General features: G+C 51.7%; 16 protein-coding genes. 3 read left to right on the top strand and 13 right to left on the bottom strand.

The window, feature by feature from the left end:
* Window positions 1-90 precede the first annotated feature (90 nt).
* The 11 genes from C173_RS15110 to C173_RS15060 all read right to left on the bottom strand — a co-directional run bounded on the left by C173_RS15110 (window position 91) and on the right by C173_RS15060 (window position 17,506).
* Window positions 91-801: a Crp/Fnr family transcriptional regulator gene (locus C173_RS15110; protein ID WP_036726127.1), complete on the bottom strand. Its 711-nt coding sequence runs from the start codon at window positions 799-801 to the stop codon at window positions 91-93.
* Between the two features lie 40 nt (window positions 802-841).
* On the bottom strand, window positions 842-1,024 hold the full coding sequence (rd, locus tag C173_RS15105) for a rubredoxin (RefSeq protein WP_036726126.1): 183 nt from the start codon (window positions 1,022-1,024) through the stop codon (window positions 842-844).
* A 31-nt stretch (window positions 1,025-1,055) separates the two neighbouring features.
* On the bottom strand, window positions 1,056-2,267 hold the full coding sequence (locus tag C173_RS15100) for an NAD(P)/FAD-dependent oxidoreductase (RefSeq protein ID WP_036726125.1): 1,212 nt from the start codon (window positions 2,265-2,267) through the stop codon (window positions 1,056-1,058).
* Between the two features lie 16 nt (window positions 2,268-2,283).
* A complete protein-coding gene (locus C173_RS15095) occupies window positions 2,284-3,522 on the bottom strand; it encodes an FprA family A-type flavoprotein (RefSeq protein ID WP_036726124.1) in 1,239 nt (412 codons plus the stop codon).
* Window positions 3,523-3,953: 431 nt separating this feature from the next.
* On the bottom strand, window positions 3,954-4,637 hold the full coding sequence (locus C173_RS15090; RefSeq protein WP_036726123.1) for a class I SAM-dependent methyltransferase: 684 nt from the start codon (window positions 4,635-4,637) through the stop codon (window positions 3,954-3,956).
* Window positions 4,638-4,800: 163 nt separating this feature from the next.
* A complete protein-coding gene (locus C173_RS15085) occupies window positions 4,801-6,237 on the bottom strand; it encodes a M56 family metallopeptidase (RefSeq protein WP_162174695.1) in 1,437 nt (478 codons plus the stop codon).
* Window positions 6,238-6,246: 9 nt separating this feature from the next.
* Entirely contained in the window at window positions 6,247-6,621 is a 375-nt protein-coding gene (locus C173_RS15080) for a BlaI/MecI/CopY family transcriptional regulator (protein ID WP_036726122.1), read from the bottom strand.
* Between the two features lie 187 nt (window positions 6,622-6,808).
* Window positions 6,809-11,755, bottom strand: coding sequence for an S-layer homology domain-containing protein (locus C173_RS15075; protein WP_036726120.1), 4,947 nt, complete (start codon window positions 11,753-11,755; stop codon window positions 6,809-6,811).
* 25 nt (window positions 11,756-11,780) lie between these two features.
* Window positions 11,781-12,887 carry a peptidylprolyl isomerase gene (locus C173_RS15070; protein ID WP_036726119.1) on the bottom strand — a complete coding sequence of 369 codons (1,107 nt, stop codon included), beginning with the start codon at window positions 12,885-12,887 and terminating at the stop codon, window positions 11,781-11,783.
* A 211-nt stretch (window positions 12,888-13,098) separates the two neighbouring features.
* Window positions 13,099-15,264: a GH92 family glycosyl hydrolase gene (locus tag C173_RS15065; protein WP_051478071.1), complete on the bottom strand. Its 2,166-nt coding sequence runs from the start codon at window positions 15,262-15,264 to the stop codon at window positions 13,099-13,101.
* 67 nt (window positions 15,265-15,331) lie between these two features.
* The gene (locus C173_RS15060; RefSeq protein WP_036726117.1) at window positions 15,332-17,506 is read right to left on the bottom strand and encodes a beta-galactosidase; all 2,175 of its coding nucleotides are present in this window, start codon (window positions 17,504-17,506) and stop codon (window positions 15,332-15,334) included.
* 227 nt (window positions 17,507-17,733) lie between these two features.
* On the opposite strand from C173_RS15060, the gene C173_RS15055 reads away from it, so the two are divergent.
* Genes C173_RS15055 through C173_RS15045 form a run of 3 tightly spaced genes read left to right on the top strand, consistent with a single transcriptional unit; the run spans window position 17,734 to window position 20,973 of the window.
* Complete coding sequence (locus C173_RS15055; RefSeq protein ID WP_036726116.1) at window positions 17,734-18,978, top strand: response regulator; 1,245 nt, start codon at window positions 17,734-17,736, stop codon at window positions 18,976-18,978.
* Window positions 18,971-20,737, top strand: a complete 1,767-nt coding sequence (locus tag C173_RS32885) for a cache domain-containing sensor histidine kinase (protein ID WP_235191901.1) — start codon at window positions 18,971-18,973, stop codon at window positions 20,735-20,737. The genes C173_RS15055 and C173_RS32885 overlap by 8 nt, the downstream gene beginning before the upstream one ends.
* Window positions 20,734-20,973, top strand: a complete 240-nt coding sequence (locus C173_RS15045; RefSeq protein ID WP_036726115.1) for a class I SAM-dependent methyltransferase — start codon at window positions 20,734-20,736, stop codon at window positions 20,971-20,973. Before C173_RS32885 ends, C173_RS15045 begins: the two co-directional genes overlap by 4 nt.
* Window positions 20,974-21,124: 151 nt before the next feature.
* On the opposite strand, the gene C173_RS15040 is transcribed toward C173_RS15045, so the two are convergent.
* Together C173_RS15040 and C173_RS15035 are read right to left on the bottom strand one after the other, a co-directional pair.
* Window positions 21,125-22,060 carry a hypothetical protein gene (locus C173_RS15040; protein ID WP_036726113.1) on the bottom strand — a complete coding sequence of 312 codons (936 nt, stop codon included), beginning with the start codon at window positions 22,058-22,060 and terminating at the stop codon, window positions 21,125-21,127.
* Between the two features lie 384 nt (window positions 22,061-22,444).
* Entirely contained in the window at window positions 22,445-23,440 is a 996-nt protein-coding gene (locus C173_RS15035) for a hypothetical protein (RefSeq protein WP_036726111.1), read from the bottom strand.
* Window positions 23,441-23,915 lie beyond the last annotated feature (475 nt).

The raw sequence follows: 23,915 nt of genomic DNA, 5'->3' as shown, positions 1-23,915 counted from the left end.
TTATCATAGGAAGCGGCTATCCATGCTAAAAAAGCGGCATTCCCCATCACCGGACGGTAGAAATGCCGCTTAGCCTATATTCAACTCCCCTTATATTCCCATGAACCGCTCCACACCAGCCGGGTCCATGACGACCATCTGCTTGTTGCCGATCAGCTTGATCAGGCCGGAGTCCTCGAATCGGGAGAACTTCCTGCTGATCGTCTCCCGGGTCACTCCGACATAACTGGCCAGCTCTTCGCGGGACAGCGGCAGGTCGATATGTACGCGTCCGCCGCGCGGCTTGCCGTATTTCTCACTCAGCTCCATGATCATATACGCGATCCGGATTTCCGGGTCCTTGGTCGCCAGACTCTGTGCCAGATTCTCGGTGTGGGCAAGGCGTTTGGTTACGCTTGAGAGCAGGCGCAGGGAGATGTCGGGGTTCTCGGTCATTAACTGCTCCATATCGCTGCGGGTCAGCAGGCAGATATTGGTGTCTTTCAGCGCATAGGCACTGAAGTTGCTAAGCTCGTCGCTGTTAAAGATACTAAGTTCCCCGAAGAAATCCCCGTTCGTCAGGATATGTAAAATCTGTTCCTTCCCTTCGGGCGTGATCTTGGATAATTTCACATGTCCCTGCTGAATAATGTATAGCGTATCGGACGGCGCGCCTTCGAGAATTAGTGGCTGGCCCTTGGTGAATTTGCGGTGCTTAATCATGGCGCTGATCCGGGTAAGATCCTCATCGGTCAGCGCGGCAAAAATCGGTACCTTGCGTGTACAAGGTTCTGCGGCGTGCTGGCAGGAATGCTCTTTCATACCGTTCCCCCTGTGATGTGAAATGTGTAGCCTTAAACCTCTAATGGGCAATTGTGTTCTTTTCCTCAACGGGCACGAAATGGCTGGTATCCTCTCCGCAGACCGGGCAGACCCAATCCTCCGGCAGATCCTCGAACGCTGTGCCGGCAGCTACATCCTCATCAGGATCGCCTACCGCCGGGTTGTAGATGTAGCCGCAAGGGGTACAGATATATTTTGTCATCGTAATCAGCTCCTATATCCTTAGTAGTTAATCAGTTCAGAACAGACTGCGCTTCCGCTATAATGTCTTCGATGCTCTTGCCGTCAGCACTTCCGATCAGCCGGACGCCTTGCTCAACAGCCGCCTTGTAAGTCAGCGAAGCCGCAGCGCCCTGCCAGGACAACGCCCCGACCATGACATGATCCTTCACAAAAATTCGTGTATACGCCCCATTCTCTTCACCGCATACCGACTCATCGCAATTCCGCTCATCGGTGTTGCCGATGGAGAACAAGGACACCCCGAACGCATTGAACAAGGTCACCGGAACCGCTCTGCGGTATACACTCCGGGCTTCAGCCATATTGCTCCCTGCGATCTTGCCCTGTTCCATCGCTCCGCCCCACAGGCCTTCCACCAGCCCGCCGAACTCTGCAACGTCACCCGCTGCATAGATATTCGGAGCACTCGTCTGCAGATGTTCATCCACAATAATGCCGCTGCGGACCTCAATCTCCGAGCCGTCAACCAGAGCAGTATTCGGAACAATCCCAATGGAGTAGACCACATGGTCACACGGGAAGCTCGTGCCGTCATTCAGCGTAACCCCGGTGACATACTCTGTCCCCTCTATGGAAGCCACACCCGCTTGAAGAATCACCTTCACCCCGGATTGCTCAAGGGTCTCTTGCAGATGCTTGGAAGAGTAGCTGTCGAGCTGTCTGCCCATCAGGGCAGGTGTGTATTCAACCACAGTCACCGTATACCCTGCTTCGTGAAGCGCCCAGGCGGTCTCAATTCCCTGCACCCCTCCGCCAATGATGGTTACGCGGCTGCCTGCCTTAAGGCTGTCTTTCAGCCGGTCTGCGTCAGCCAGCTCCCGGATGCTGTGTACATTGGCAAGTCCGGCACCCTGGATGGTTAATGCGCGGTTCTTCGCTCCCATGCAGAGCAGCAGCTTATGGTATTCCACACACTGGCCGCTCTCTGTCTCTACCGTCTGGCGCTCCGGGTGGATGGACACAATGCGGGTGGACGACTGTACGGTGATGCGGTTATCGCTGTACCATTTCTCCTTCTTAATCAGAACCTTCTCGCTGTGCAGGTCGGTGAACAGGCCCTTGGTCAGCTTGATCCGGTTATACGGCAGGCCGCTCTCTTCCCCGATGATCGAGATTTCCGAGTCCGCGTCCTGATCGCGGATCGCTTTGGCGGCATGGACGGCGGTTACACCGCCCCCAACGATTACGTAATGCTTCGTCATGTTCGCTTCCTCCTCCCTAGATTGAACTGAGCAGCAGATCCGAGACAAATTCGGTGGCATGCTTAATCTTCTGGACCTTCTCAGGCTCTCTTGGGGAGAATCTCACCCGGACGGGGAATTCCACATGGGTCATGCCCGTGGTTTTGATAACCTCAGAGGTGCTCTGTACAGTCATGTTCGTTCCGTTCAGATAATCCTGAATGACCTCGATCGCTTCTCCGCTCCAGCCGTAGGAGCCGAACGCCGTAGCAAGCTTACCTTCCAGATTCATCTCCTGCATACCCTTCAGCACCTCCTCCAGGTTCCCGATCATATCCGCATACTTCGTGGAGCTGCCGATGAAGACGGCGTCTGCTGATTCGATGCTGCGCAGGATGTCTGCGGTGCTGCTTTTATCTGCGTTCCAGACTTCTGTCTCAATATTGTTCTCCTTCAGGCAATTCTCAATGATCGCAGCCATCTTCTTCGTACTGTTCTTGATGGTGGTATAGACAATGACAGCCTTCTTGCCCTGGGTGGTCTCCCGGCTCATTGTAGCGTACAGCCCGATGAACTTTGGAATGTCCTCGCGGATCAGGAACCCGTGAGAGGGTGCAATCATACGGATCTCCAGATCCTTCACGGCTTCCAGCAGCGTTCTTACATATCTTCTGTGCGGGTGGATAATCGCTGCATAATAGCCTTTGTAATCTTCAGTGATATCGAAGCCTGCTTCATCGCTGAACAGATGCTCAGCTGCCACATGCGTACTGAAAATATCGCAGGGGAACAGGATCTTGTCTTCCACACAGTATGTAATCATCGTCTCTGCGGTGTGGAGGTACGGCGTTTCTTTGAACAGCAGGGTTTTGCCGCCGATATCCAGCGTGTCCCCGTCCTTCACCACCAGGAAGTTGCGGCTATGCAGCTTATACATCTCCTGCAGCTCCGGTACAGCGATCTCGGTGCAGACAATCGTAGCATTCAGGGCCTGTGCTGCAAGAGCCGCAAGTCCGCCGGAGTGGTCAGGCTCAGTATGGTTAATGACGATGTAATGAATATCCATGAGATCAATCATTCCGGCGAGACACTCGGCATATTCGCGGCCGAATTCCATATCCACCGTATCGATTACGGTCGGCTTGCCGGTTTTGAGGAGATAGGAATTATAGGTGGTGCCTTTGGCGAGAATCAAGCGGTGGAACGGGACCTCACGGTTGTCTATTTTGCCTACCCAGTGGATGCCCTCGGCGATTTGTCTGGTTTGTGTACTCATTTGTGTTAGCCTCCAATATTTAATTGATAATCCTTATCAGCAACCTCATTCTATTACGCCAGCTGCTTAAAAAGGAGGATTCAAATCAAATTCCGGAAGTTTGTGAAAGCTTTCGTTTGGCCTACTCTAAATGTAGCCGATTCCACAGAAGAAGGGGTGCGTGTGGTCACAGGCGGGGAGGAAAAATCTAATTTAAGTGGATTTGAGCAACTGCTTGCTTCAAATTAAAACTCAAAGCTTGGTCGTCGCTGCGGTGAACATTTGGCCCTCCGGCCGCTGTTGTATTAGAATTCCCTGATTGAAACCGCTCCTCGCGGTAGAAATCCAAATACAAAGGCGGACGCTACCGCTCCTCCAGTTCCAAATTTCCCCTCCGCTTCTTTTTGCTTTTTGCTATCATAACTTATCAAAAAAAGCCGATCTCTATAAGATCAGCTTTTCTTGGCAACAAAGGTTATACAATCAGAGGTTAGCTTGACGGGCTGCCCGTTTCTGTTAATCTCAAATGCTAAGGGTTTTACGATCAGCTGCTCTATCTTCCATCCGGCAAACTGCCTTTTCAATAATTCGATCATTCTTTCAGTAGACAGATTTACTTCAAACATGGGGTCCAGCTCTTGCTTATTCTCTAGAAGCATTTCCCGAATATTGGACGCGATAATAATGCAATTCGCCCCGCCCGCTCTTGTCCCGGCATTCATTTCACTCAGTTTCTGCTCCAGTACCTGTGCCGAGCTCACATGTTCCAATGAAGATACTGCTACGATAATATCATACTCATCTGGCTCAATAGAAAAGTGTTCAATATCAGATAGAATGGGTACAATGTAAGACTCGACACCGAACTGCTGACTGTAACTCATCAGCTTCGCTATGGCTGATTCCAGCAGGTCTACACATACCACTTTTCCGTTCCTATGCTTAATCGATTCAGCAATCGGAATGCTGTTCCGGCCAACACCAGCTCCCAGATCCAGTATGCTTATGTATTCTTGATCCTTATACTGATTAATAAGATTAATAATTGTAGTAACGGGTTTGTGCAGCCAGGAGCCTGGCTCGAATAAATCGTAAGTATCATAACATTGATCATGATATTTCTTCTCTTCGGACATTTCACAGCGATGGAAGATCCGGGACCGCTGGCGGATGACATCCGTGAATTCTTCAGACCTTTCAGGGATTAGAACATGTTTGTGAAAAAAACAGGGGCAGCCTCCGCTTGGGAAGCTGCCCCTGGCTGTGAAGATATACCGGCAGGCCTTAGTGCCGGGAATGTTACTTTGCCGGTGCTGTAACATTCTCAGCAGGAGCCGGGGCCGGCACTAGCTCAGGAAGCGCCTCTGCGATGGCCTCTTCCTGGGCAGGGACTGGTGCAGGGACAAGCCCGGAACCAGATTTGGCAGTGCTTGCTTTCGGCATCGTTACGGGAGCACTTTCATCTGGGGCTGCTACAAGCTCAGGCAGCGGCTGGGCAATTATCTCTGCTTGAGCAGATCCTGGAGACTGCTCAGCGGGAACTGTTGCAGAATCAGCAGATTCAGCTGGCCCAGCAACAAGTTGTCCTGCTTTATATTCTTGGGCGGGGATGGTGCTGCTCTCGGCAGGCTGGGTATCAGATACTTTGGCAGGTTCGGTTATTTTACCTTCGGGCACTGTAGAAGCCGCAATCTCGGAAGCGGCATTATCAGAAGAAGTATACTCCGAGTCGGCGACTACTTGCGGTGTCATCTTGGAGGCCAATGCCGCCGTAGAGGTGCCGATCCCTGCAATTAACAGGGCTGCGGTAACCGATAGGAAGAGGGTCTGTCTGTTTAGTTTTTTGACGTTAAGCATATGGGTTAATCTCCTTTGTAATTGTTTACCGTCACCGGATAATAAGGCGTAGAAAGCTCCGGGTTGACTGGTGGGCCCTGCCATGACATTCAGAATCGTCCCGCCGTAACGTTTGCGGTCGGCATGAGACATCTCTTGCACCACTTCCTGGTCACAGGTCAGCTCGCTCCAGGTATGAAGCTCATGACGAACACTGTGAACTAGCGGGTTGTACCAATGTAATGTACGGACTACAAGCAGTGCAGCCTTGATCCACAGATCCTTCCGCTTCAGATGAACCAATTCATGGCGCAGGACCATCTCCATATCCAGATTGGCATGACTCTGTATAGGCAAATAGATCGACGGTCTCCATAGACCGGCCAGAAAAGGACTGCGTGCGACAGAACTGTACGCGAGCTTCACTTTACATGTGAGGCCAAGCTCCTCCTTGATGCTCCTCAGCATCATAGCTGGCTCACTATTCTCCGGTACCATGGTACGGTTACGCTTAAGTACTCTAGTAAACCTGCGGTACGCATACCCTTGCCAGGCGGCAAAAATGATGGCTCCCGCTGCCCAGATCCCTAACAGGATATATGCGCTACTTGCGGTAAGGGCTAGAGCAGGCTGTAGAGATTCCGCTACATACCCGGTTAGCCTCCCACTCTGGGGATTCTGTACACTTGTGGCTACGCGCGGCGCGCTTAGGTGTTGGGATAACCACGGCAGGATCAGAGCTATAGGGATCAAATAAAAGACTAAGGACAGCTTAATGAGTCCGTAACGCCATCGGGCCGGGAAATGTCCGGTGGAGAACCTCCCCAGTGCCTGAATGCTGAGTGTAACTACGCTTCCGGCAACGGTTAGCGGGATTAGAATATCGAGTAAGATCTTCATCGTCATCACCTACTTTTCCGAGAACCATTGCTTTAGCTCGTCAATATCTTGGTCCGACAGCTTGTCGCCGTCATACATGGCAGAGATCAGATTCTTGACCGAACCCTGATACAGCCCGTCCAAGACATGCTGAGTCTCCACCAGCTTATAGTCCTCAGGCGAAATGCCGGGCACATATTTGTTCAGCCGCCCATGCCGGGTAGCCGTCAGAAACCCCTTATCCACTAACCGTGACAAAAAGGTAGATATCGTCTGCGCCTTCCAGTCCCTTCCCTTAGGCGCGAACAGGTTCAGCAGCTCCGTTGAAGTAACTGGCGGCGTACTCGCCCAAATGGCTTCCATTAACTCTAATTCTGTATCCGATAGCTTCTGAATCTTGTTCACCGTGAACACCTCTTCATTTCGTTATGCGTCCATAACGTTCGATTACTACACTACGTAGTAGTTATAATCTACTACACAATGTAGTGGTTAGTCAAATGTATAGCTGCAATCCGTCTAGAGATTATCAAATTGAACTGAAGCAGTAAAAGACCGCCGGGAAATCCCGGCAGCCTCCACTAGAATGAAATCACAATCCCATGATTCTGTATATTACCGCTGCAGCCTCTTCACGCGTGGTCAAACCCTGCGGTTTGTAAGTACCGTCACCATAGCCCTTGATGATACCTGTCTGCCGCAGATAGTTAACTGCTTCCAGAGCGTACGCTCCGATTTGCTTGTGATCCGTAAAGGACGCGGCAGGGCTGGAAGCCTCCGGCTGCGGTCCGTTCAGACGCATAGCGCGGAACAACATAACAGCGATCTCCTGGCGGGTAACCGGCTCCATTGCACCGAAGAAGTCCTCGCTCCGCCCGTTAACAACACCTAAAGCCTGAGCCGTAGTAACGGCTTGGTAGTACCAGGCACCTGGAGTGACATCCTTGAACTCCCCTTGGTTATTCCCTCCTTGAAGTTCCAGTGCGGATACCAGCAGTTGAATGAATTCTGCCCTTGTGATCTGCCGGTCAGGTTCATATTTGCCCTCCCCTGTACCGCGAACCAGGCCACGAGCAGCCAATGCCTCCAGGATGATGGAGTTACTAGAGTCCGTATCGGAGAAGTGAACCCCTGCATTGGCAGTGACATAGAGGCCGAAATTTGGTGTTGTAAATGTAATGCCGCCTGCTCCTGCTACATATTTAGAGTTCTTAATCACTTCGGTTTGCCCTCCACCAGTGACGGAATAGGCGATAGCTTGATGCGACGCTTCTCCCGGCTTCAAGTTGTGTGCAACGGATACCTTCATGGATGCAGACCCGCGTAGTCTTTCTATTTGCTGTCCGTCCACGGTCAGAGAGACCCGGTGTAAGGAATACGTTGCCCATTGCTTATTCATGTCCGCGGGCTGCTGTGAAGCATCTGCAACATGAACGGAAAGCTCCAGCTTTTGGGAACCCTCAGGAATACTATCTACCAGAGAAGCCACGGGAATCGTTAAGGTCACTCCGCCAGCTTGTATGGTCAGCGAGGTTACATGATCCTTCAGCTCTTTAACCGGTAGTTGAAAAGCACTTCCTTTGGTCTTAGCATTCTCTGCTGCCAGCTTAAGCACCAGTGCTCCGCTCTGCACACCATCCATGGCTTGCCGGATCTCTCCGTCCCGAAGCTGCGCGTGAATGATTCCATCGGCTCCCGGTTCAGCTTGTACCTGAAGGAGTCCCGGTGAATGAGTAATGATCTCACCACCTACTGTGCCGGGAGTACCTTCACTGCTTCCGCCGCTGTTATTATTATTGTTGCCGTTATTGTTGCCGGGCGTAGGTTCAGGCGTATCCGTCCCCGCGTTGTCCCCCCTCCGAACCGCATTTACGGTGTAAGTCTTGGAAGTAGTTCCGTCGGCAGCAGTCACTTTGACATCAATCCTGTTGTCTCCTACCTGAAGCCCGCTCCCGCCTGTTACTGTCACGGTGGCCCCGGCATGAGCAGGCGTCCCCGTTACATTCACCTCAGTCTTGGAAAAAGGGAGGCTGATGGTGTAATTCAGCTTATCCTGCCCGAACCCTGAGATATCTGTACCGTCAATACTCAACCGGCTCAAATCGGCATTGCTGCTCAGCTCCGGCTCTTCTTCCCCGCTGGTATTCATCAGCTGAAAGGTGCGGAATAGAGTCGGGTCCTTCACACCGCCAATGCCTGAGCCCCATTCGATATAACCCTTGCGGCCTGCTCCGTCATTATCATTGACCAGCATCGAGAAGCTTAAGACTTCACCCGCCGCTGGCCGGACCGGGCTGACTTCGCTCCAGGGCAGTGCCAGGGCATAGGAGGTTACCTTATTCTGCTCATCTCTGGTCACCTTGAGCGTTCCTGTGGTCAATACTCCAGTGGCAGCCCCCTTCATGGACAGCCAGCGGTAAATCTGCGGACCCTCCGGTGTCTGAGAGATCCCGTATTCATACCAGGACTGGCTGTCTCCCGGTACACCGGGAGCAAGGCTGAACTGGATGCTGTCATTCTGCCAGATATTAATCCCGGAAGCCTTATGAGTGAAGACATCATCACGGATATCGGCTGTCAAATACAATTGATCTTTATCCCAGCGCAGCTGCGCGGTTCCACTGAGATCATCAACACCAGTGTAATCCGTCAGTAGGGGCGTTCCGTCCGCAAGATCAATCAGCGCCGGAGTGCTTGTGTCCGACTGGTTCGGCATCCGGTTAATATCTATATTCCGCTTCACGTGGACATCCTCGTAACCCTCCAGATCAACGGTCAGCTCCAGAGGATACTTCACGCCTTCAGAGAATCCCGGCAGTGGAATGGAATAAGGGAATTGGCTGCCCGGTGCGATCTCAGGCAACTTCGATTCGCTGCCGGTAATCTGCTCTTTGCCTTCACCGATAGACCAGGTAATCTTCTTAATGACCAGAGGGTCTGCGGCCGAACTGTTCGTGAATTGAAGCTGAAGCGATATCCCGCCGCCGCTTCCGTCCTTAATATGCGGGACAATCTTCAGGCCTTCATAATACAGCCTCAGATCATCTATGGGTGCTTCAGGCAGCGTTGCCGGATCAAGTCCGGGACCGTTATACGCTCCGATATTCGGCGGAGCATCTGCTGACACGGCATTGCCCCAGTAATCCAGTCCGCCATTGTCGGCAATAACAGCTCCGGCCCCGAGTGCAGGCGAGTTGTCTCTCAGCTTGTAGCCGTCCACTGTATTCCAGCCGGTACCGCCGCTGCCTTGGGCGACAAGCAGCGGATTCGCTGTGATGGAATTAGCATTCTCCGGCTCACTTGCAGGGTGATTGCCATACAGCAGATTATGATCGAAGGTACCGTTCACACCCGGCAGGTTATACCCTCCCTGTCCAAGATTGTAGACCAGATTATTCTTGAAGGAATAGGGAGCATTGATATTGCCGCCGTCATCCCATTCATGGTCGATAATTCTGGTGTTTTGCCCTGCTCCTATATAGATCGTATTATTATAGATTTGTGTATCCGGCGTAACCCCGCCCGCGAAGTTGAAGGTGTGCGTCAGATCATTTTGGCTGATATTGTAGCGTACCACATTGTTAGAGGAGCCTGTCAGCACCCCCGGAGTCAAACGCGCATCGACGAAAAGCATGAATCCGCCTTTGTTGCCATGGCTGTAATTATATTGAACCACACTGTCTATGGTATCAATATCCAGATTGAAGCCCTGGCCGTCGCCTTCCGGCTTGTTCGTGTTGAAGGACTCATTGAACTGTACAACGTTATTCCGGCCCCGGGTCGGCCAGATCGCGGCGGAGCCGTTAAATTCACCTTCCTCGGAATAGTTCCCTCCTTCCTCTGCAATGTTATGTTCAATCAATCCCCCATTCACACCAAAGGTGAGAATGCCGTCACTGTCCGCCTGCTTAACATAGTTCCCGCGGATGGTGACATTGACCGTAGCATAATCCGTTCCGTTGAACCGCTGATCCCATACCACAATCCCGGTACGCCCGATCCGTTCCACCGTGTTGCCTTCGATCCATACCCCGTCGAACTTGTCTGTACCCGTTGTTCCTCCGACATATACAGAGATACCGCCGAACGCATGTGGACCTCCTTCGGCCCCGGATACGGTAGGATAGCGGAAGCTGCTGGATACATCATGCACATAGTTATCCTTAATGTGTATATTTCTTAAGATTCCTCCATTGGCGTTCTCTACCATAATACCTTCGCGGTAGACCGTCCCTCTCTCGGAGGCATAATTGGTAACCTCCAGATCCCTGATCATCCAATTCGAGGCATTGCGTAAGTACACGGCCCCGCCAGCCATACCGCCGCCATTAATAACCGGCTTGCTTCCGGTGCCGTATGCACCGATAGTGATCAGTTTCTCGTCCATTCCACTGCCTTTGGGATATAATTGTTCGTTCCAGATTCCGCCCTTCTTCAGCAAGATCCGGTCCCCGGCTTCAAAGGTAGTCTGATTGACTACGCTAAACGTCTTCCACGCCGTCTCCGGTGTTCGCCCGTCATTACTGTCGCTGCCTGTAAGGGCATCGACATAATAATCCCCGTCTCCTCCGCTGCTTCCGCCGCCTCCCTGCACTCTATTGGATAAGGAGACCGAGCCTAGCTGCATCTGCCAGGGAGCGGAATCGTCACTTAGTTCGATTTTCAGATAATGAATACCGGGTGGAATAACCGCTGCAGGCGTATAATTGCTTCCTGTCCAAGCTCCGTCACCTGTGGACTGGGGAGCATCTTGAACAGCGGATAGCTCCGCCCAGACTGAGGCATCCGCCGAACCGTAGAACTTGATGCTCCCGCTGGAGCCGGCAAAGGAATGCAGGCGGGCTTTGAAGGACTGCAGGTTATGCAGATGGTATACGATAAATTCAGCAGATTCTGCCGTTCTTACCGCCCGGGAAGCATCTCCGCCAAAATAATCGGGATTGCTCGTATCCATGGTCCAGTTATCGCTGTATGCGGAGAGCTGTGAGACATCGTCCAGCTCATCGTTCAACGTTAGCGGAGCTAAGGATACATTGGAGAGATTAAGGCTGCCGAGCTGCGTCATCCAGGTATCGAGATCGCCGCTGACTTCAATTTTGAGGTAATTAACACCATCCGGCAGTGCTCCTGACGGTGTATACATGGTTCCGTACCAGCCCGAACCGGTCGCCGCCGGGCTGTCATTGACGGCCGGAAGCTCCGTCCAGTCTGCGGCATCCTTTGATCCGTAGAACTTGACTACGGCGGTTGAGCCGGAGAAATAATACGTTTGAAGCGAGAACGATTGGATGCCTGTCATTGGATAGACTGCATATCCGGCATCCATTGAGGTCCTGACCATTCTGTCAGCATCTCCGCTGAAGAATTGAGGGTTGCTGCTGTCAATCACCCAATTCTCCGAGCGTAACTCCGCTGCCGGAAGGGCCGAGAACTCATTGGTCACCGTCTCTTCTGTATGGGCAGAAACACCCATTGCGGGGAGCATCGCCGTGCAGATCATCACCAGAGCAAGTATGGTTATTATCAGTTTTTTCAACATTATTGCGTAATTCCTCCTTAGATTGTTATTGAATCGCCTGCTGTGCCAGATCCTCAGCCATTTGCTTATTCCACTCCACGACGGCTTCGGACCGCTTGTGATCCACAAGAGCTCTGAACTTCTGCTGTGCCAGATCCTGTGCAATCTTATCCTTAACCTGATCGAACGGCAGAACTTCCGGCTCAGCTTCGGACAGGCAGTACAGGAGGTGGACAGCCCCGTTCTCCGTAATCAAGCTACTCATCTGTCCCTGTGCAAGCTGCTCCGCAGCAAGTAACACCATTGGATTCTCCAGCGCTGCTGTCCGCCGTGAGGTGCTGGTAACGGTTAGCTCGCGGGCATAGACTCCAATCTTGTCCGCCTGTTCACGGAGCGTTGTTCCGGTAAGTTCGGTTCCTGTCGATTCTGTTCCGGCCAGTACTGTTGCCTGGAGGTCTTGCATTCTGTCCATGGCCCCGCTCTGATCTTTGTATTCGGATTCCGGTCCGTAGGGCAGCGTCACCCATTCCAGACGGATAGTTCCCTGCCTGGAATATTTCGCAGCCAGATTGGCTTCGTATTCCAGTCTCTCCTGTTCAGCAGTGATGACGATGGAGCCATTACGGCGCATCGCATCAATCGTTGCATCCTCAAGATTGCTCATGTAATAGCTGTAGTAAGCCTGTCCATCCAGATGCTTAGGACCGTACACCACCTCCTTGTTCACTGCCGCCTGACTCCGCCGTATATTTTCGCGCTCCATTCCAATCAGGAATGCCTCAAAGCTGATGTCTGATATCACTCCAGCTTCCTCTGCAAGCTGCAGCTCTGCTTGCTTGGTCAATAGCTGAGTCTGAGCGTCCCTGATCCATCGTTGCAGCGGAATCTCGCCGTTATAATCGGTCAGCCAGAAGTCCTCCGAATAACCGGCATTATAAGTCTGCATGAAATAATCGGCAGTAAGCGCCCGGTTCAGCTGAAGATGCCAGTTGAACTCAGCGGTGGTGGCCTCCCGGCCATTGACGATCAGAAGCGGAGCTGCTTCATCGGGCGTTGCCGTGCTCATTGCTCCAATCATTATCAGACTTCCGGCGATCAATGCAGCCAGAACAGTGGTGAGCACTTTCCTTTTGGAATGAAACCTTTGAGCCATGGGTTGATCTCTCCTCCCCGCTTTTCTGTTAAGCGCTTTCAACACCTTCGATATTAGACAGATTGCTCATGAAAAGACAGGTGTGAAACCTGCGAAATGGTTTGCCATTTCACGATTTGACAGCAGTATCTGGTTCTTCCTTCCTTAGCTGGAAGGGTCTATAAGGTAGGACAAAGGCAGCCTGGAATATCCGGACTGCCTTGACTGGTTCTTATAGCGGGGCAGGCCCCGGAACCATATTGAAGCTTAAGACTCCGCCTCTCATAATCTCGTCATGCGGCAAGGAGTGATGCTCCCATGGCTTACCGTTCCAGTGAACCGATGCACTATATACATTGGCGGGACTATTATTCTCCGCTTCAATGACCCATTGCCGCCCGTTGTCAAGCTGGATAGTAACCTTGTCAAACAGGGGGCTGCCGAGTACGTACTCAGGAATTCCGGGACTGAGCGGATACAGGCCGAGGGCACTCCAAATATACCAGGCCCCCAGGCTGCCGTTATCCTCATCGCCGGGCAACCCGTCCATCCTGCTGCTGAACTGTCCAGCCATGGTTGTGCGGACCCAGTACTGTGTTGTGGGCAACGCCCCGAGTCTGGAGAATAGATATGGGATGTGGAAGCTGGGCTGATTGCTGATGGCAAATTGCCCGAGTCCGGCTGAAGCCATCTCCGACATTTCATGGATTTCCTGTCCATAGGAGCCCACTTTGAATACCGGCTCTTCAGCCATGAGCTGGTCCAGCCTACGGACGAATGCCTGCTCTCCGCCCATCAGTCCGGCCAGCCCCGGGAAGTCATGGGGGACCGCCCAGCTCCCCTGCCAGGCACCGCCCTCACAGAAGGGATCGCCCCATTGCAGAGGATCAAAGGCCTCTTGCCAGGTCCCGTCCTCGTTACGGCCTCTCATGAATCCGACTTCCGGATCAAATAACTGCTTGTAATTCTGTGCACGGCTCATGAAGCGCTCATAGTCATCCATCTTGCCAAGTGTTCTGGCAATCTGGGCAATACAGAAATCCCCGTACACATAATCGAGTGTATTGCTTACACTTTCATGGAACCGGTCATGCGGCAGATAGCCATACTGTAAATATAATTCAAGTCCGCGTCTGCCCAGTCTCTCATCCGCAGCCGGATGGTCCGCGTGCTTCAGCAGGCCTTCATACAACAGCTCCGCATCGAAGCCCCCGATTCCCTTGACAATGGCATCCGCAGCCGCCGCATCAATCAGCGTCCCGGGCATCGCACTGCGTTCACCCGGAGACAGCCACTTCGGCAGCCAGCCGTTCTCTTCATAAGCCAGCGTCCACGCCTGCATAATCTCGCCCAGTAGAGTTGGGAACAGAACGCTGTACAGCGGGAGGCTCGTACGGTATACATCCCACAGTCCGATATCTGAATACATTGGACCTTGGCAAATGCTGCCGTTAAATGGACTGTAATGAATCTGTTCGCTCTGCTCGTTATATTCATGCCATGTTCTGGGGAACAGGCAGACCCTGTACATGCAGCTGTAAAAGGTGCGGAGATTCTCTTCATCTGCGCTTTCTACCGTAATCCGGCTGAGCCGTTCCTCCCAGCCTGCCTCTGCTGTACTTAAGATCTCCCCGAAGCTGCATTCACCAATCTCCCGTTCCAGATTCAACAGAGCCTGCTCCCCGCTGATGAAGGAGGTGCCGCACTTGACCCCTGCTACGCCGGATTCCGGCAGGGCTAATCCTGCATAGGCACCCAGCCGTTCTCCTGTTCCCTCATACGTCCCTAACGGCTGATACTCTCCATCGAAGATTCCCGACTCCTCCATGATCAGGTCTGTATCGAACTGGAAGACGAAATACATGGCGAAATTATCGGGAACCCCGGCGGTATGGCCTCTGGTATAGCCGGTAATTCGGCGTGTCTCCGGTTGGAAGACAAAATGTGACTCCCCCTTCAGCGGCGCTATAATCAGCCTGCTCTGGTGCGGCTCATCATAAGTTATTCTCAGCGCTGCACAGCGTTCGGTGGGCGTCAGCTCCAGCCGGGTCCGGTAACGCTGTAAGTGTACACTGAAATAGTGGGGGGAGACCTGCATCTCCCCAGGTTTGAAGGAGGAGGAGCGTGCGCCGGGGCTGAGCAGCAGCGGCCCGCTCTGCGGCAACAGCGTCAGATGTCCATAGTCCCCGATCCAGGGACTGGGCTGATGGGTCAGGCGGATGCCCTCCAGGTGGCGGTGACGGGGATGGAAGAACCAGGTGCCGCCCGCTTCATGAGTTTGCGGGCACCAGGCTGCCATACCGAACGGCATTGCTGTAAGCGGCAGTGTGTTGCCGTTGGAATACCGGAAATCCGATTCTGTTCCCTGCATGGGATTAACATAATCTAATAACTTCATACCAATACACTCCTTAAGCCGGATCGCACCGGCCGGCTCTATAATATCTGTCAGTACCTCTGCCGCCCTAAGTTAAGCGGAATACCTGAATATCCCCGGCTTGCATCTGTACAGTCAGGCGGGTTGTTGCAGGCTCCTTCCTGTACGTCGGCCGAATTTCCACGTGGCCGCAGGTGAACCAGGGTTCGGCTGAGGTATACACAGCACGCAGCTTAATTTCAGTCGTGGTCTCTTCTTGCCCTTCATTGTGCACATATAGAAATGCGCCCCGGTCCGTTCCTTCGCCCCATTCGGACAGATCCGCACGGACTTTACCGCTTGCCTGCACATAAGTCTCCAGCTTCAGCTCCTGCTGCAGCAGATCCCGTACCAGCTGAAGCGTACCGGGATGCTCATCCTTCCAATAGGCAGCCGCAAGCAAAGTGCCCACCCACACAGCGCGTCCGGTGCCGTAATCGGCGCAGGTTAAGGCAGGCATGAGGTCTTCGGTAAATTGAGCCAGCACCTTCACATGTGCTTCCAGCCCGATATCCGATTTGTAATAGGAGCCATGAGCCAGATCGCTTGCGGCAGGCTCTTCTTCCCCGCTATGCCCCATCACATTCCGCAGCGGAATCTCCGTCCGGGATTCGAAGGCAACCTGATGATAGCTGTGATCCAGATTCTCGGCGGAATGAATCCAGGTCTCGCGGACGCCGAACACTTGATCGAATCCGTATCCCGGAACGTTATAGCTGTGACAGCCATTCTCTGCCTGAAGAGCACCGAAGGAGCATTCCGAGATCAGAATTCCGCCGTTCTCCACCCACACACGCAGGATGGCGCACAATTTGCGGCTCAGGTAGAGCGGATAAGGCATCCACAGGCAGCGGTATGGCTTCAGTGACTCCTCTGTAACATCAAACTCATGCAGGAACTCTACTTTATAATTAAGCTCATGCAGCAGCTTATGGGCTCCTTGTATGGAGTCGTTGTAGGTATCCAGATGATCATGCGCTGCGAAGTTGGCAATCTGATTCTCCGGGCTGAACAGAATGGCAATCCCGTCCCCGCGGCGTTTGGCCAGCATCAGCTCCCGCTTGTTGTCCTGTACCAGCTTGTTAAGCTGTGCCATGTCCTTGTACCAGGGCGTAGCGCTGCCGTCCAGATAGACACTGCCCCAGGCCGGAGCTTCCTGACCCAATATCTCTGGCCTGTATTGCCAGAACAGATATCCGGTGATGCCGCGGGCAAGCGGGGTCAGAATATGCCGTTTCATCTCCAGAAGATCCGGCTGGCGCGGCTTCATCGCTGTATTGCCCGGCAGCGCGTGAATTTCCGAGTTAATAATCGGTTTGCCCTTGGCAGCCGAGATCAGCAGATCAGCCGACCACGCCGAAGACCCCAGGCTGTTGCCTGTCAGATCACAGGGCTCTGCCAGCTTGAAGTCATCCGAACCGGCCGTAATCATATTGAAGATTGGCGCCGGTACCGTATGAGCCATAACCGGATGCTGCACATCCAGCGACTTCACCACTTGTACCCGGCTCCGCAGCTCCTCCGTCAGGGTGTCCGACATGAACAGCCGCCAATCTATCAGATCGTTGAAGACGCCTTGGCCCCGCGGTGCCTCCACTTCCTCCCAGTCCCCGTAAGTCCGCTGCCACGATTCGTTGAGTGCTTCCAGAGAACCATATTTATGGATCAGCCAGTCATGAAATGCCGGAATCGAATGCTTGCAATAACAGACCTGGTTGTCAAAAGACAGCTTACGCTTAATCCCCGTAGTCAGCTCCGGCTCATTCCACAAATCCCAGACCCAAAGCGCCGGATGATCTTTGAAGGCCTTGACGGTCTCCTCCAGAAAGCGTGCCTTCTCCGCAGCGGCTGGCGCATGATGATAGCAAGGTCCGGGCGCTCCGCCAATCTGGCGGCAGTTAATTGCTCTTGGCTCAAGAATGGAACCGTCAGCCGTGACCATTTTGGAATCTGGATATTTTCTGTAGAACCAGGCCGGAGCTACGTCGAAAATCACATTCAAAATGACCTTCAGCCCCTTCCGGTGAGCTATATCCATCAGCTCCTGAATATCATCGAACACGAATGTCCCTTCCCTGGAGACACTGGACCGCCACTGCACCCAATACTTCACACAATTGAACCCCTGCCCGGCAATATTGCCGAGGTCTTGTTCCCATTGGTCCTTGAAGGGGGTTGGGGAACGGTAATATTGAAACCCGAATGGAATAAATGGATCTTGCATGACGTAACTCCTCCTGAAGCGTTCAATTTCGATAGTCTTTCATCTATAAAAGCGCTTACTGCTTATTCACGCTTAAAGTCTATCACAGTGTATTTTACGAAAGTTAGGATGGAATCCTGTGAAACGGTTTGCGATCCTGACTACCTGATTATTTACGGCTACTCTAAAAGACCATTCATGTTTATACTGACTGTAAGACACAGAAAACTACTACGGGGTGAAAGCTAATGTTGAAAGCGCTTGTAGTCGATGACGAATACCTGGTACGTATGGGCATCACACAAACTATAGATTGGGCAGAATACGGCGTTGAGATCATTGGAGAAGCCAGCAATGGCGAAGAAGGCCTGGAGCTCGCCCTCCAGCACCGCCCGGATGTGATTATTACGGATATCCGCATGCCGTTCATGAATGGTCTGGAGCTTATAGAGCAAATCCGCGAACAGGACATGCTGGTGGGCATTGTCGTCCTTAGCGGCTATGATGAATTTCAATATGCGCAGGCAGCTCTCCGTTATGGAGCTTCCACTTATTTGCTGAAGCCCATTAATATAGAAGAACTCGCAGATACGGTACGCTGTGTCGGCACAGAAATTCTGGAGAAGAAGCTGCATTCCAAGCGGTATTCCCAGCTGAACGGGGAAATCGCTTCGATCTCCAAGCAATTCTGGCAGGATCTGCTGCACGGCCAATTGCAGGATGAGGCATTTGTAGCCGGTAAGCTGAAGCTGTTGAACCTTGAGCTCGCACCTGGAGAGGCTGTCATGCCTCTATCTCTCGCCTTCCCTCCCGACAATGGCATGGAGCGGACGGCCGAGGCAACGGGAGCACTGGAGGATGCCGCAGCGGACTTCGTGGAAGCGCATTCTTTGGAGCAGCTTTGCCTCTTCCGGGACAGCCATCTGGAGTGGGTTATGGTACTCAGAACCAGAGATATCAACACTGCCGGTGATGCTGCCCGCAGCTTGGGCAAACAGCTGTCCGAATGGAGCCAGCAGCACTTCGGGCAGCCGCTCTGTATAGGTATTGGCAAGCCTGAAGGAGATTGGCACAGAATCGCAGACTCGTACCGGCAGGCTGTACTTGCCGCACAGCGGGCCTTAACTGGTGTTGAACGCGTGCTGTATGCCGAGGAAGAGGCCGGAATGCGCTGCCGGCGTGAAATCAGGGAAGCGCTCGCTTTTATCCGGGAGCATTATGCCGGGAATATTACCGTTGAACGGGTCGCTTCGGCGGTATTTGTGAGTCCGACCCATCTGATGCATCTGTTCCGCAAGGATCTGAATAAGACCTTCTACGAATGTCTGACGGAATACCGCATCGAGGAAGCCAAGCGTATGCTGCGTAATCCGATGTACCGGGTCTATGAGGTGGGCAATCAGGTCGGCTTTACCGATTCCAAGTATTTCAGCCAGATCTTCAAAAAAATGACCGGTATCCCGCCAAGTGAATATGCGAAAACCTATGGTTAAGCCGAATTTGGAGAAATGGATGAATTCCCGGCTGCGGCGGTTCAAGATCAAGGGCCGGATTGTGATTATTCTGTTAGCGGGCTTGTCTCTGCATCTGGTGCTGATGCTGGTTATTTTCAATTTCTACTCCTATACCTATCTGCAAAAAGACTTGTACCGCCATGTCGTTCAGACGCAGCGCCAGATTGGACTGAGCGTGGAGCTGATGGCCGATGACATCCAGATGCTGTTCCTGCGGTTTCTGGTGAACAGTGATATCTATCAGATCATCAATAATGACCACCTCCCGGCGGCAGACAAGGAATTGCGGATTGGAACCATTATTGACGATATGCTGGCCGATAATGACCTGGCAGGCAATGTTATCATCCATACCAATGACAATGTGCTCTATTCTTACCAGACCAAGCAGCAGATGCTGGAGGTACCTGAGGCCCTGTTCATCAAGCGTATTCAGGAGAGCAGTATGCCTGTGGTCGGTGAGATCAAACGCGATGGCGAAGGCAATGCCTACATTCCCTTCGGACAGCAGTTCCGCAACTTCAATACGGGGCAGAATATCGGTGTCGTGATTATTTATGTCAGAGAGTCGGCCTTGGCGGCGCTGTATTCCTCCAGCTTCACAGGCATCGGCTACTCCTTCCTGACGTCCGGCAACCGGATTGTTTCCCATCCGGACAAACGGCTGCTGGGCAATTATCTGGAGGAGAGCGCCCCGATTCGTCCGGGTAAGGAAGAAGGCTACCGCACCTGGTCGGAGAATGGCAACACTTATATCATTGCGACCTATCCGCTGAATCCCCGGCTGGCGAGCCTTGGGGTCAGCTGGGAATTCACCAGCGTGATCTCCAGCCACAAGCTGTTCGCGGGAATCGTCAAGGGCAACCGCAATGCGCTCCTGTTCGCCAGTGTAACCTTCATTGTACTGCTACTGCTGTCCTTCTATCTGGCAGCGCAGATTACCCGCCCGCTGCTGAATTTGAAGAAGAAGCTGGGGCTCTTTGGCAAAAAAGATCTGGCTGCTGTCTATGACCCGCGGGGACAAGTTGATGAGATTAGCCAACTGGAGAACAGCTATTACCAAATGGTGGAGCGGATCAGCCAATTGATGCTGGAGAAGGATGAGGAGAAGGAAAAGCAGCGCAAGGCTGAACTAACTGCGCTTCAATCGCAGATTAATCCTCATTTTCTATACAATACCTTGGATGCGATTGCCTGGATTGCCCGGCTGAAAAAGCAGCCGGACATTGAACGGCTGATTTCCTCCCTGGCCACCTTTTTTCGGATCAGCCTGCATAAAGGGGACAAGTTCGTCACGGTCGAAGAGGAAATCCGTCTGGTGCAGAGCTTCGTGACGGTCGAACAAATGCGGTTCCCGGATAAGTTCGGAGTTGAATATGAGATGGATGAATCTCTGCAAGGCGTCCGCATATTGAAGCTGATTCTCCAGCCTATTGCCGAGAATGCGATAAAACATGGCATCAGCGAGAAGCGCGGCGCAGGCCGGATCTGGATTAAGGGCGAGCTCCTGGGGGAAGAGATCCGGTTCACGGTGACCGATGACGGCGTCGGATTCGCAAATGGGGCCACACTCAGCCAGGCCAAAGAGGATGTGCTGTTTCAGAGCGGATACGGTCTGCGTAATGTGGACGAACGGATTAAGCTGGAATATGGTCCCCAATACGGACTCAGCATCTCCAGCACTCCCGGGCAAGGCACCACCGTGACCATCCGCTTGAAGAAGGAATTGTCTAAATGATATCAGGGCAGTGCGGCAATTTCCTGGCATTGCCGTACCTTGACGGGAAATTTGATTTTATTGTTTCGAGTTTTGCCCTGCATCATCTGACGAGTGACCAAATGCTGCTCGCTATTCAGGAGAATTATATCCAATTCCCCAAGCTCATTGATTTATTAGAGGATAGCGGCTGCATCACGAAACACCTTAAAGTGAATCAATTGTTGCATGTTGTTTTAGCAGTACCTATTCGGTAGGGGGGAACCTTGCCCAGCGTTAAGGTTCACCACGATAGCTGAAGGGGCAAGGTTTAAGAGCCATCCCGCAAAGGATGGCTCTTTTTTAAAAGATATTTTCCAACTACCTTTGTAGATCGTCATGATTCTCAAAATTTAAATGCCTCTGGTTTTAGGTGAATATAGCTTCTTGAAACTTAATTTCTAGCTCTGCTAAATGACTTAAAGCTTCACCTATCATAAGCCAATCACTGTTTACCGCCAGCGAGTGGCACCTGCCATACACTTCTGACTGCAACAGCTTAATTTCGGCTAAACCACCATTCTCACCTCGGAAGAATTCGCTAAAGTTCAATGCACGTCTTGCCCCTACCTGAAACGCAAAATGTGTCAAATGACCCAGCAAACTAGGGTTAATATCGCCACCCAGAATATATCTCTTTAACTCTGCTATGGCATCACTTCCTATTAACCAGTTACGTTCCGAGTATTGTCCTTCTATATCGTTATAAACTTGTCTGAAATACCGGATAGCCTCAACGCATATTTCCTGATGACTCGGGTGCTTAACTCGTTTGGGGGCACACCAGTAATGATAGGTCATATCATGTGGATACAATCGGTATTGAAGATGACTTGTTTTACTTGCTTTTATCAAGTCTTCCATTGGAAGCATTGCATAAGGATATCCTGCAGGGTCATGGAGTCTAACCACTCCATTCTCTATCCCAAAAGCCAGCACATAATGATCGCAGCCATGTAGATAACTATGATTAGGCATATATCTTAAATAACCCATATCCAACGGTCCTAGCAATACTGGATGTTGTTTGATTGCAGTTGTAAGTATTCCTTCAATATTTGAACTATCTATGCTTGAATGTTCGGTAATGGTGAATCCCAGTATATCCAGTGCCTTGCTTACTCCGATATGTGGAACTCCGTTCGAAAAGAATACCATGTTGTCCTCTTTGAACCAGAGCGCTCCAAGTCCAACGCCAGACAAGACTTCAATAGATTCCGCGGGTATTCTTTCCCCGACAGTGTCAAGAAGCATGGAAGTGGAATTGGAATAACAATACGCACCATTTCCTATATAGGTAAACATGAATTTATCCTCCTTCCTCAAATGGCAGACAATAATTACATTTCATTTACCGCGTGAAAACATGGAGGAAGATGGAAAAACGCAATAAGCTTATTCGCCAGAGCAAGTAAGCAAATTCACGTTTCGAAAAATGGAAGTTTTGATATCACTATCATCAAATGAAATAGCGTCCACTAGATTTGTTTCGATATATTCCATGGCACTATTCATCCTAGTCCAACCAATCCATCGTATTCCCTCCCTTCAAGGTTATTTTATCGGAAATGAAAAATGAATACCTTGCAATTTCTGCACGAAAAAGTCAGCAAAAAACTCACCCCTACTTGCGATACGGTTCGCCGTACTGCATGTGCTTGGATCGAAGCTAGATTTCTTTTGTGTCGCCTACTCCTTCATCGTTGAATTGATCTTCAGGTACAGCTGGTTCAACGGATTCACAATACTGTTGCTCAGCATAGAGATCAGCAGCCAGAACAATATGAATACTGCGATGTTCAATGCCAGCATTATATATTTGAACGCCTGGAGCTCTGCCTTCATGCCGTCCGCAGAGATATAGGTGACAATCTGATCAGCCGAATCGGGCAGCGGGTAGAGCAGAATTAGGCCACCGGCTGTTTCGCGCACCATGAAGTCCGTTTCGTTCAGGCTGCTCTTTCCCGGTGTAGCCAGCGCTGCTCCGATTTCCTGAAGGCGCACCGGAGGCATGTCCGCTGCCATCAGCAGCTTCCCGTCCTCCTTCAGCAGGTAGACCTCATTTTCCCCGTAGATCGAATTCTTGTCTGACAGGTAGAAGCTGTACAGCTTGCCAATCTCCACTTCAAGGGAGAGCAGACCGAGGACCCGTCCTCCCGCTTCCTGAATTTTCACTTCAAGCAGCAGACGGTCACGTAGATCCGTAGGCGCATTCATCAGTTGTTCCCGGTTCAGGACTGTCCAGCGTAAGGTCTGCTCATGAGCTCCCAGGAATTGCTGCATTCCCGGGTCCTTCTTAATCTCGGTGAACGGGAGCAGTCCCGACACATTGCTGGAAGAATAAGCCACGCCTGCTTCACCCCAAATGTAAATGCCGAGTATATCACTGCTGGAAGAACGTATACCTTCCAGTATCGGGGAAATGGCCCCGTCATACGCTGGTTTCTTCAGCGCTTGCTGCACCACCTGATTATTGGAAATCAGCTTGGAGGTCTCTTCCAGCCAGTTCATGAACAGCAGTGTATTCTTATGCTGCTGGCCGGTGTACTGGACAGACAGCTGCCTGAGCATATCCATGCTCCTGTGCTCCATATTGCGGTACAGAATGAAGCTTGAAGCAGAGATATAGACCGTAATGAACAACACCAGGACCAGGCGGATGTTGCGGCCGAACGATCTGAACATAGGGCTTCCCATCCCCTTCCGGTGTTAGAGTAAATCAAGCTGAAATAAGACCCAATTCAACGATAGCTGTAGAATGTACAATTAAAACCAGCCATAAGGCATAAGAGCAGCGTATACCTGTAGTCTGTGCAACTAAATCAGCCCGAAGGTGTGAGAATCAAGGTACAGTGATAATTTAAATGTACGAAATACATCTAAACGAATAATTGGTTTGAAATCAGGCGTTCTAGTTGTACGAAGTACAATTAAGCCTGCCACTAGTTTAAATCTGACCATATACTAATGCAGAGTCAGATTTAAAAAGGTAGAGTGGGCGCGATGAGGCCTGAAGGACTATAAGAGTGAAGTCATTGAGCCAGATGTATGCGAAAAATCGTGCTCATTATGCTGGAGCGAAGAAAAACCGATCACAATTGGACTGGGTGCACCGCGTAAGCCGAATGTAATCGAAAAACCGATCACAATTGGACTGGGT

The organism is Paenibacillus sp. FSL R7-277 (assembly GCF_000517965.1).
Classification (GTDB): Bacteria; Bacillota; Bacilli; order Paenibacillales; family Paenibacillaceae; genus Paenibacillus_AQ; species Paenibacillus_AQ silagei.
This window is presented reverse-complemented; position numbering and strand designations above follow the sequence as displayed.

Bases quoted from the DNA above. Each gene is read 5' to 3' on its own strand.
- C173_RS15110 (WP_036726127.1), bottom strand. From the start codon at position 801: ATGAAAGAGCATTCCTGCCAGCACGCCGCAGAACCTTGTACACGCAAG.
- rd (WP_036726126.1), bottom strand. From the start codon at position 1,024: ATGACAAAATATATCTGTACCCCTTGCGGCTACATCTACAACCCGGCG.
- C173_RS15100 (WP_036726125.1), bottom strand. From the start codon at position 2,267: ATGACGAAGCATTACGTAATCGTTGGGGGCGGTGTAACCGCCGTCCAT.
- C173_RS15095 (WP_036726124.1), bottom strand. From the start codon at position 3,522: ATGAGTACACAAACCAGACAAATCGCCGAGGGCATCCACTGGGTAGGC.
- C173_RS15090 (WP_036726123.1), bottom strand. From the start codon at position 4,637: ATGTCCGAAGAGAAGAAATATCATGATCAATGTTATGATACTTACGAT.
- C173_RS15085 (WP_162174695.1), bottom strand. From the start codon at position 6,237: ATGAAGATCTTACTCGATATTCTAATCCCGCTAACCGTTGCCGGAAGC.
- C173_RS15075 (WP_036726120.1), bottom strand. From the start codon at position 11,755: ATGTTGAAAAAACTGATAATAACCATACTTGCTCTGGTGATGATCTGC.
- C173_RS15070 (WP_036726119.1), bottom strand. From the start codon at position 12,887: ATGGCTCAAAGGTTTCATTCCAAAAGGAAAGTGCTCACCACTGTTCTG.
- C173_RS15065 (WP_051478071.1), bottom strand. From the start codon at position 15,264: ATGAAGTTATTAGATTATGTTAATCCCATGCAGGGAACAGAATCGGAT.
- C173_RS15060 (WP_036726117.1), bottom strand. From the start codon at position 17,506: ATGCAAGATCCATTTATTCCATTCGGGTTTCAATATTACCGTTCCCCA.
- C173_RS15055 (WP_036726116.1), top strand. From the start codon at position 17,734: ATGTTGAAAGCGCTTGTAGTCGATGACGAATACCTGGTACGTATGGGC.
- C173_RS32885 (WP_235191901.1), top strand. From the start codon at position 18,971: ATGGTTAAGCCGAATTTGGAGAAATGGATGAATTCCCGGCTGCGGCGG.
- C173_RS15045 (WP_036726115.1), top strand. From the start codon at position 20,734: ATGATATCAGGGCAGTGCGGCAATTTCCTGGCATTGCCGTACCTTGAC.
- C173_RS15040 (WP_036726113.1), bottom strand. From the start codon at position 22,060: ATGTTTACCTATATAGGAAATGGTGCGTATTGTTATTCCAATTCCACT.
- C173_RS15035 (WP_036726111.1), bottom strand. From the start codon at position 23,440: ATGTTCAGATCGTTCGGCCGCAACATCCGCCTGGTCCTGGTGTTGTTC.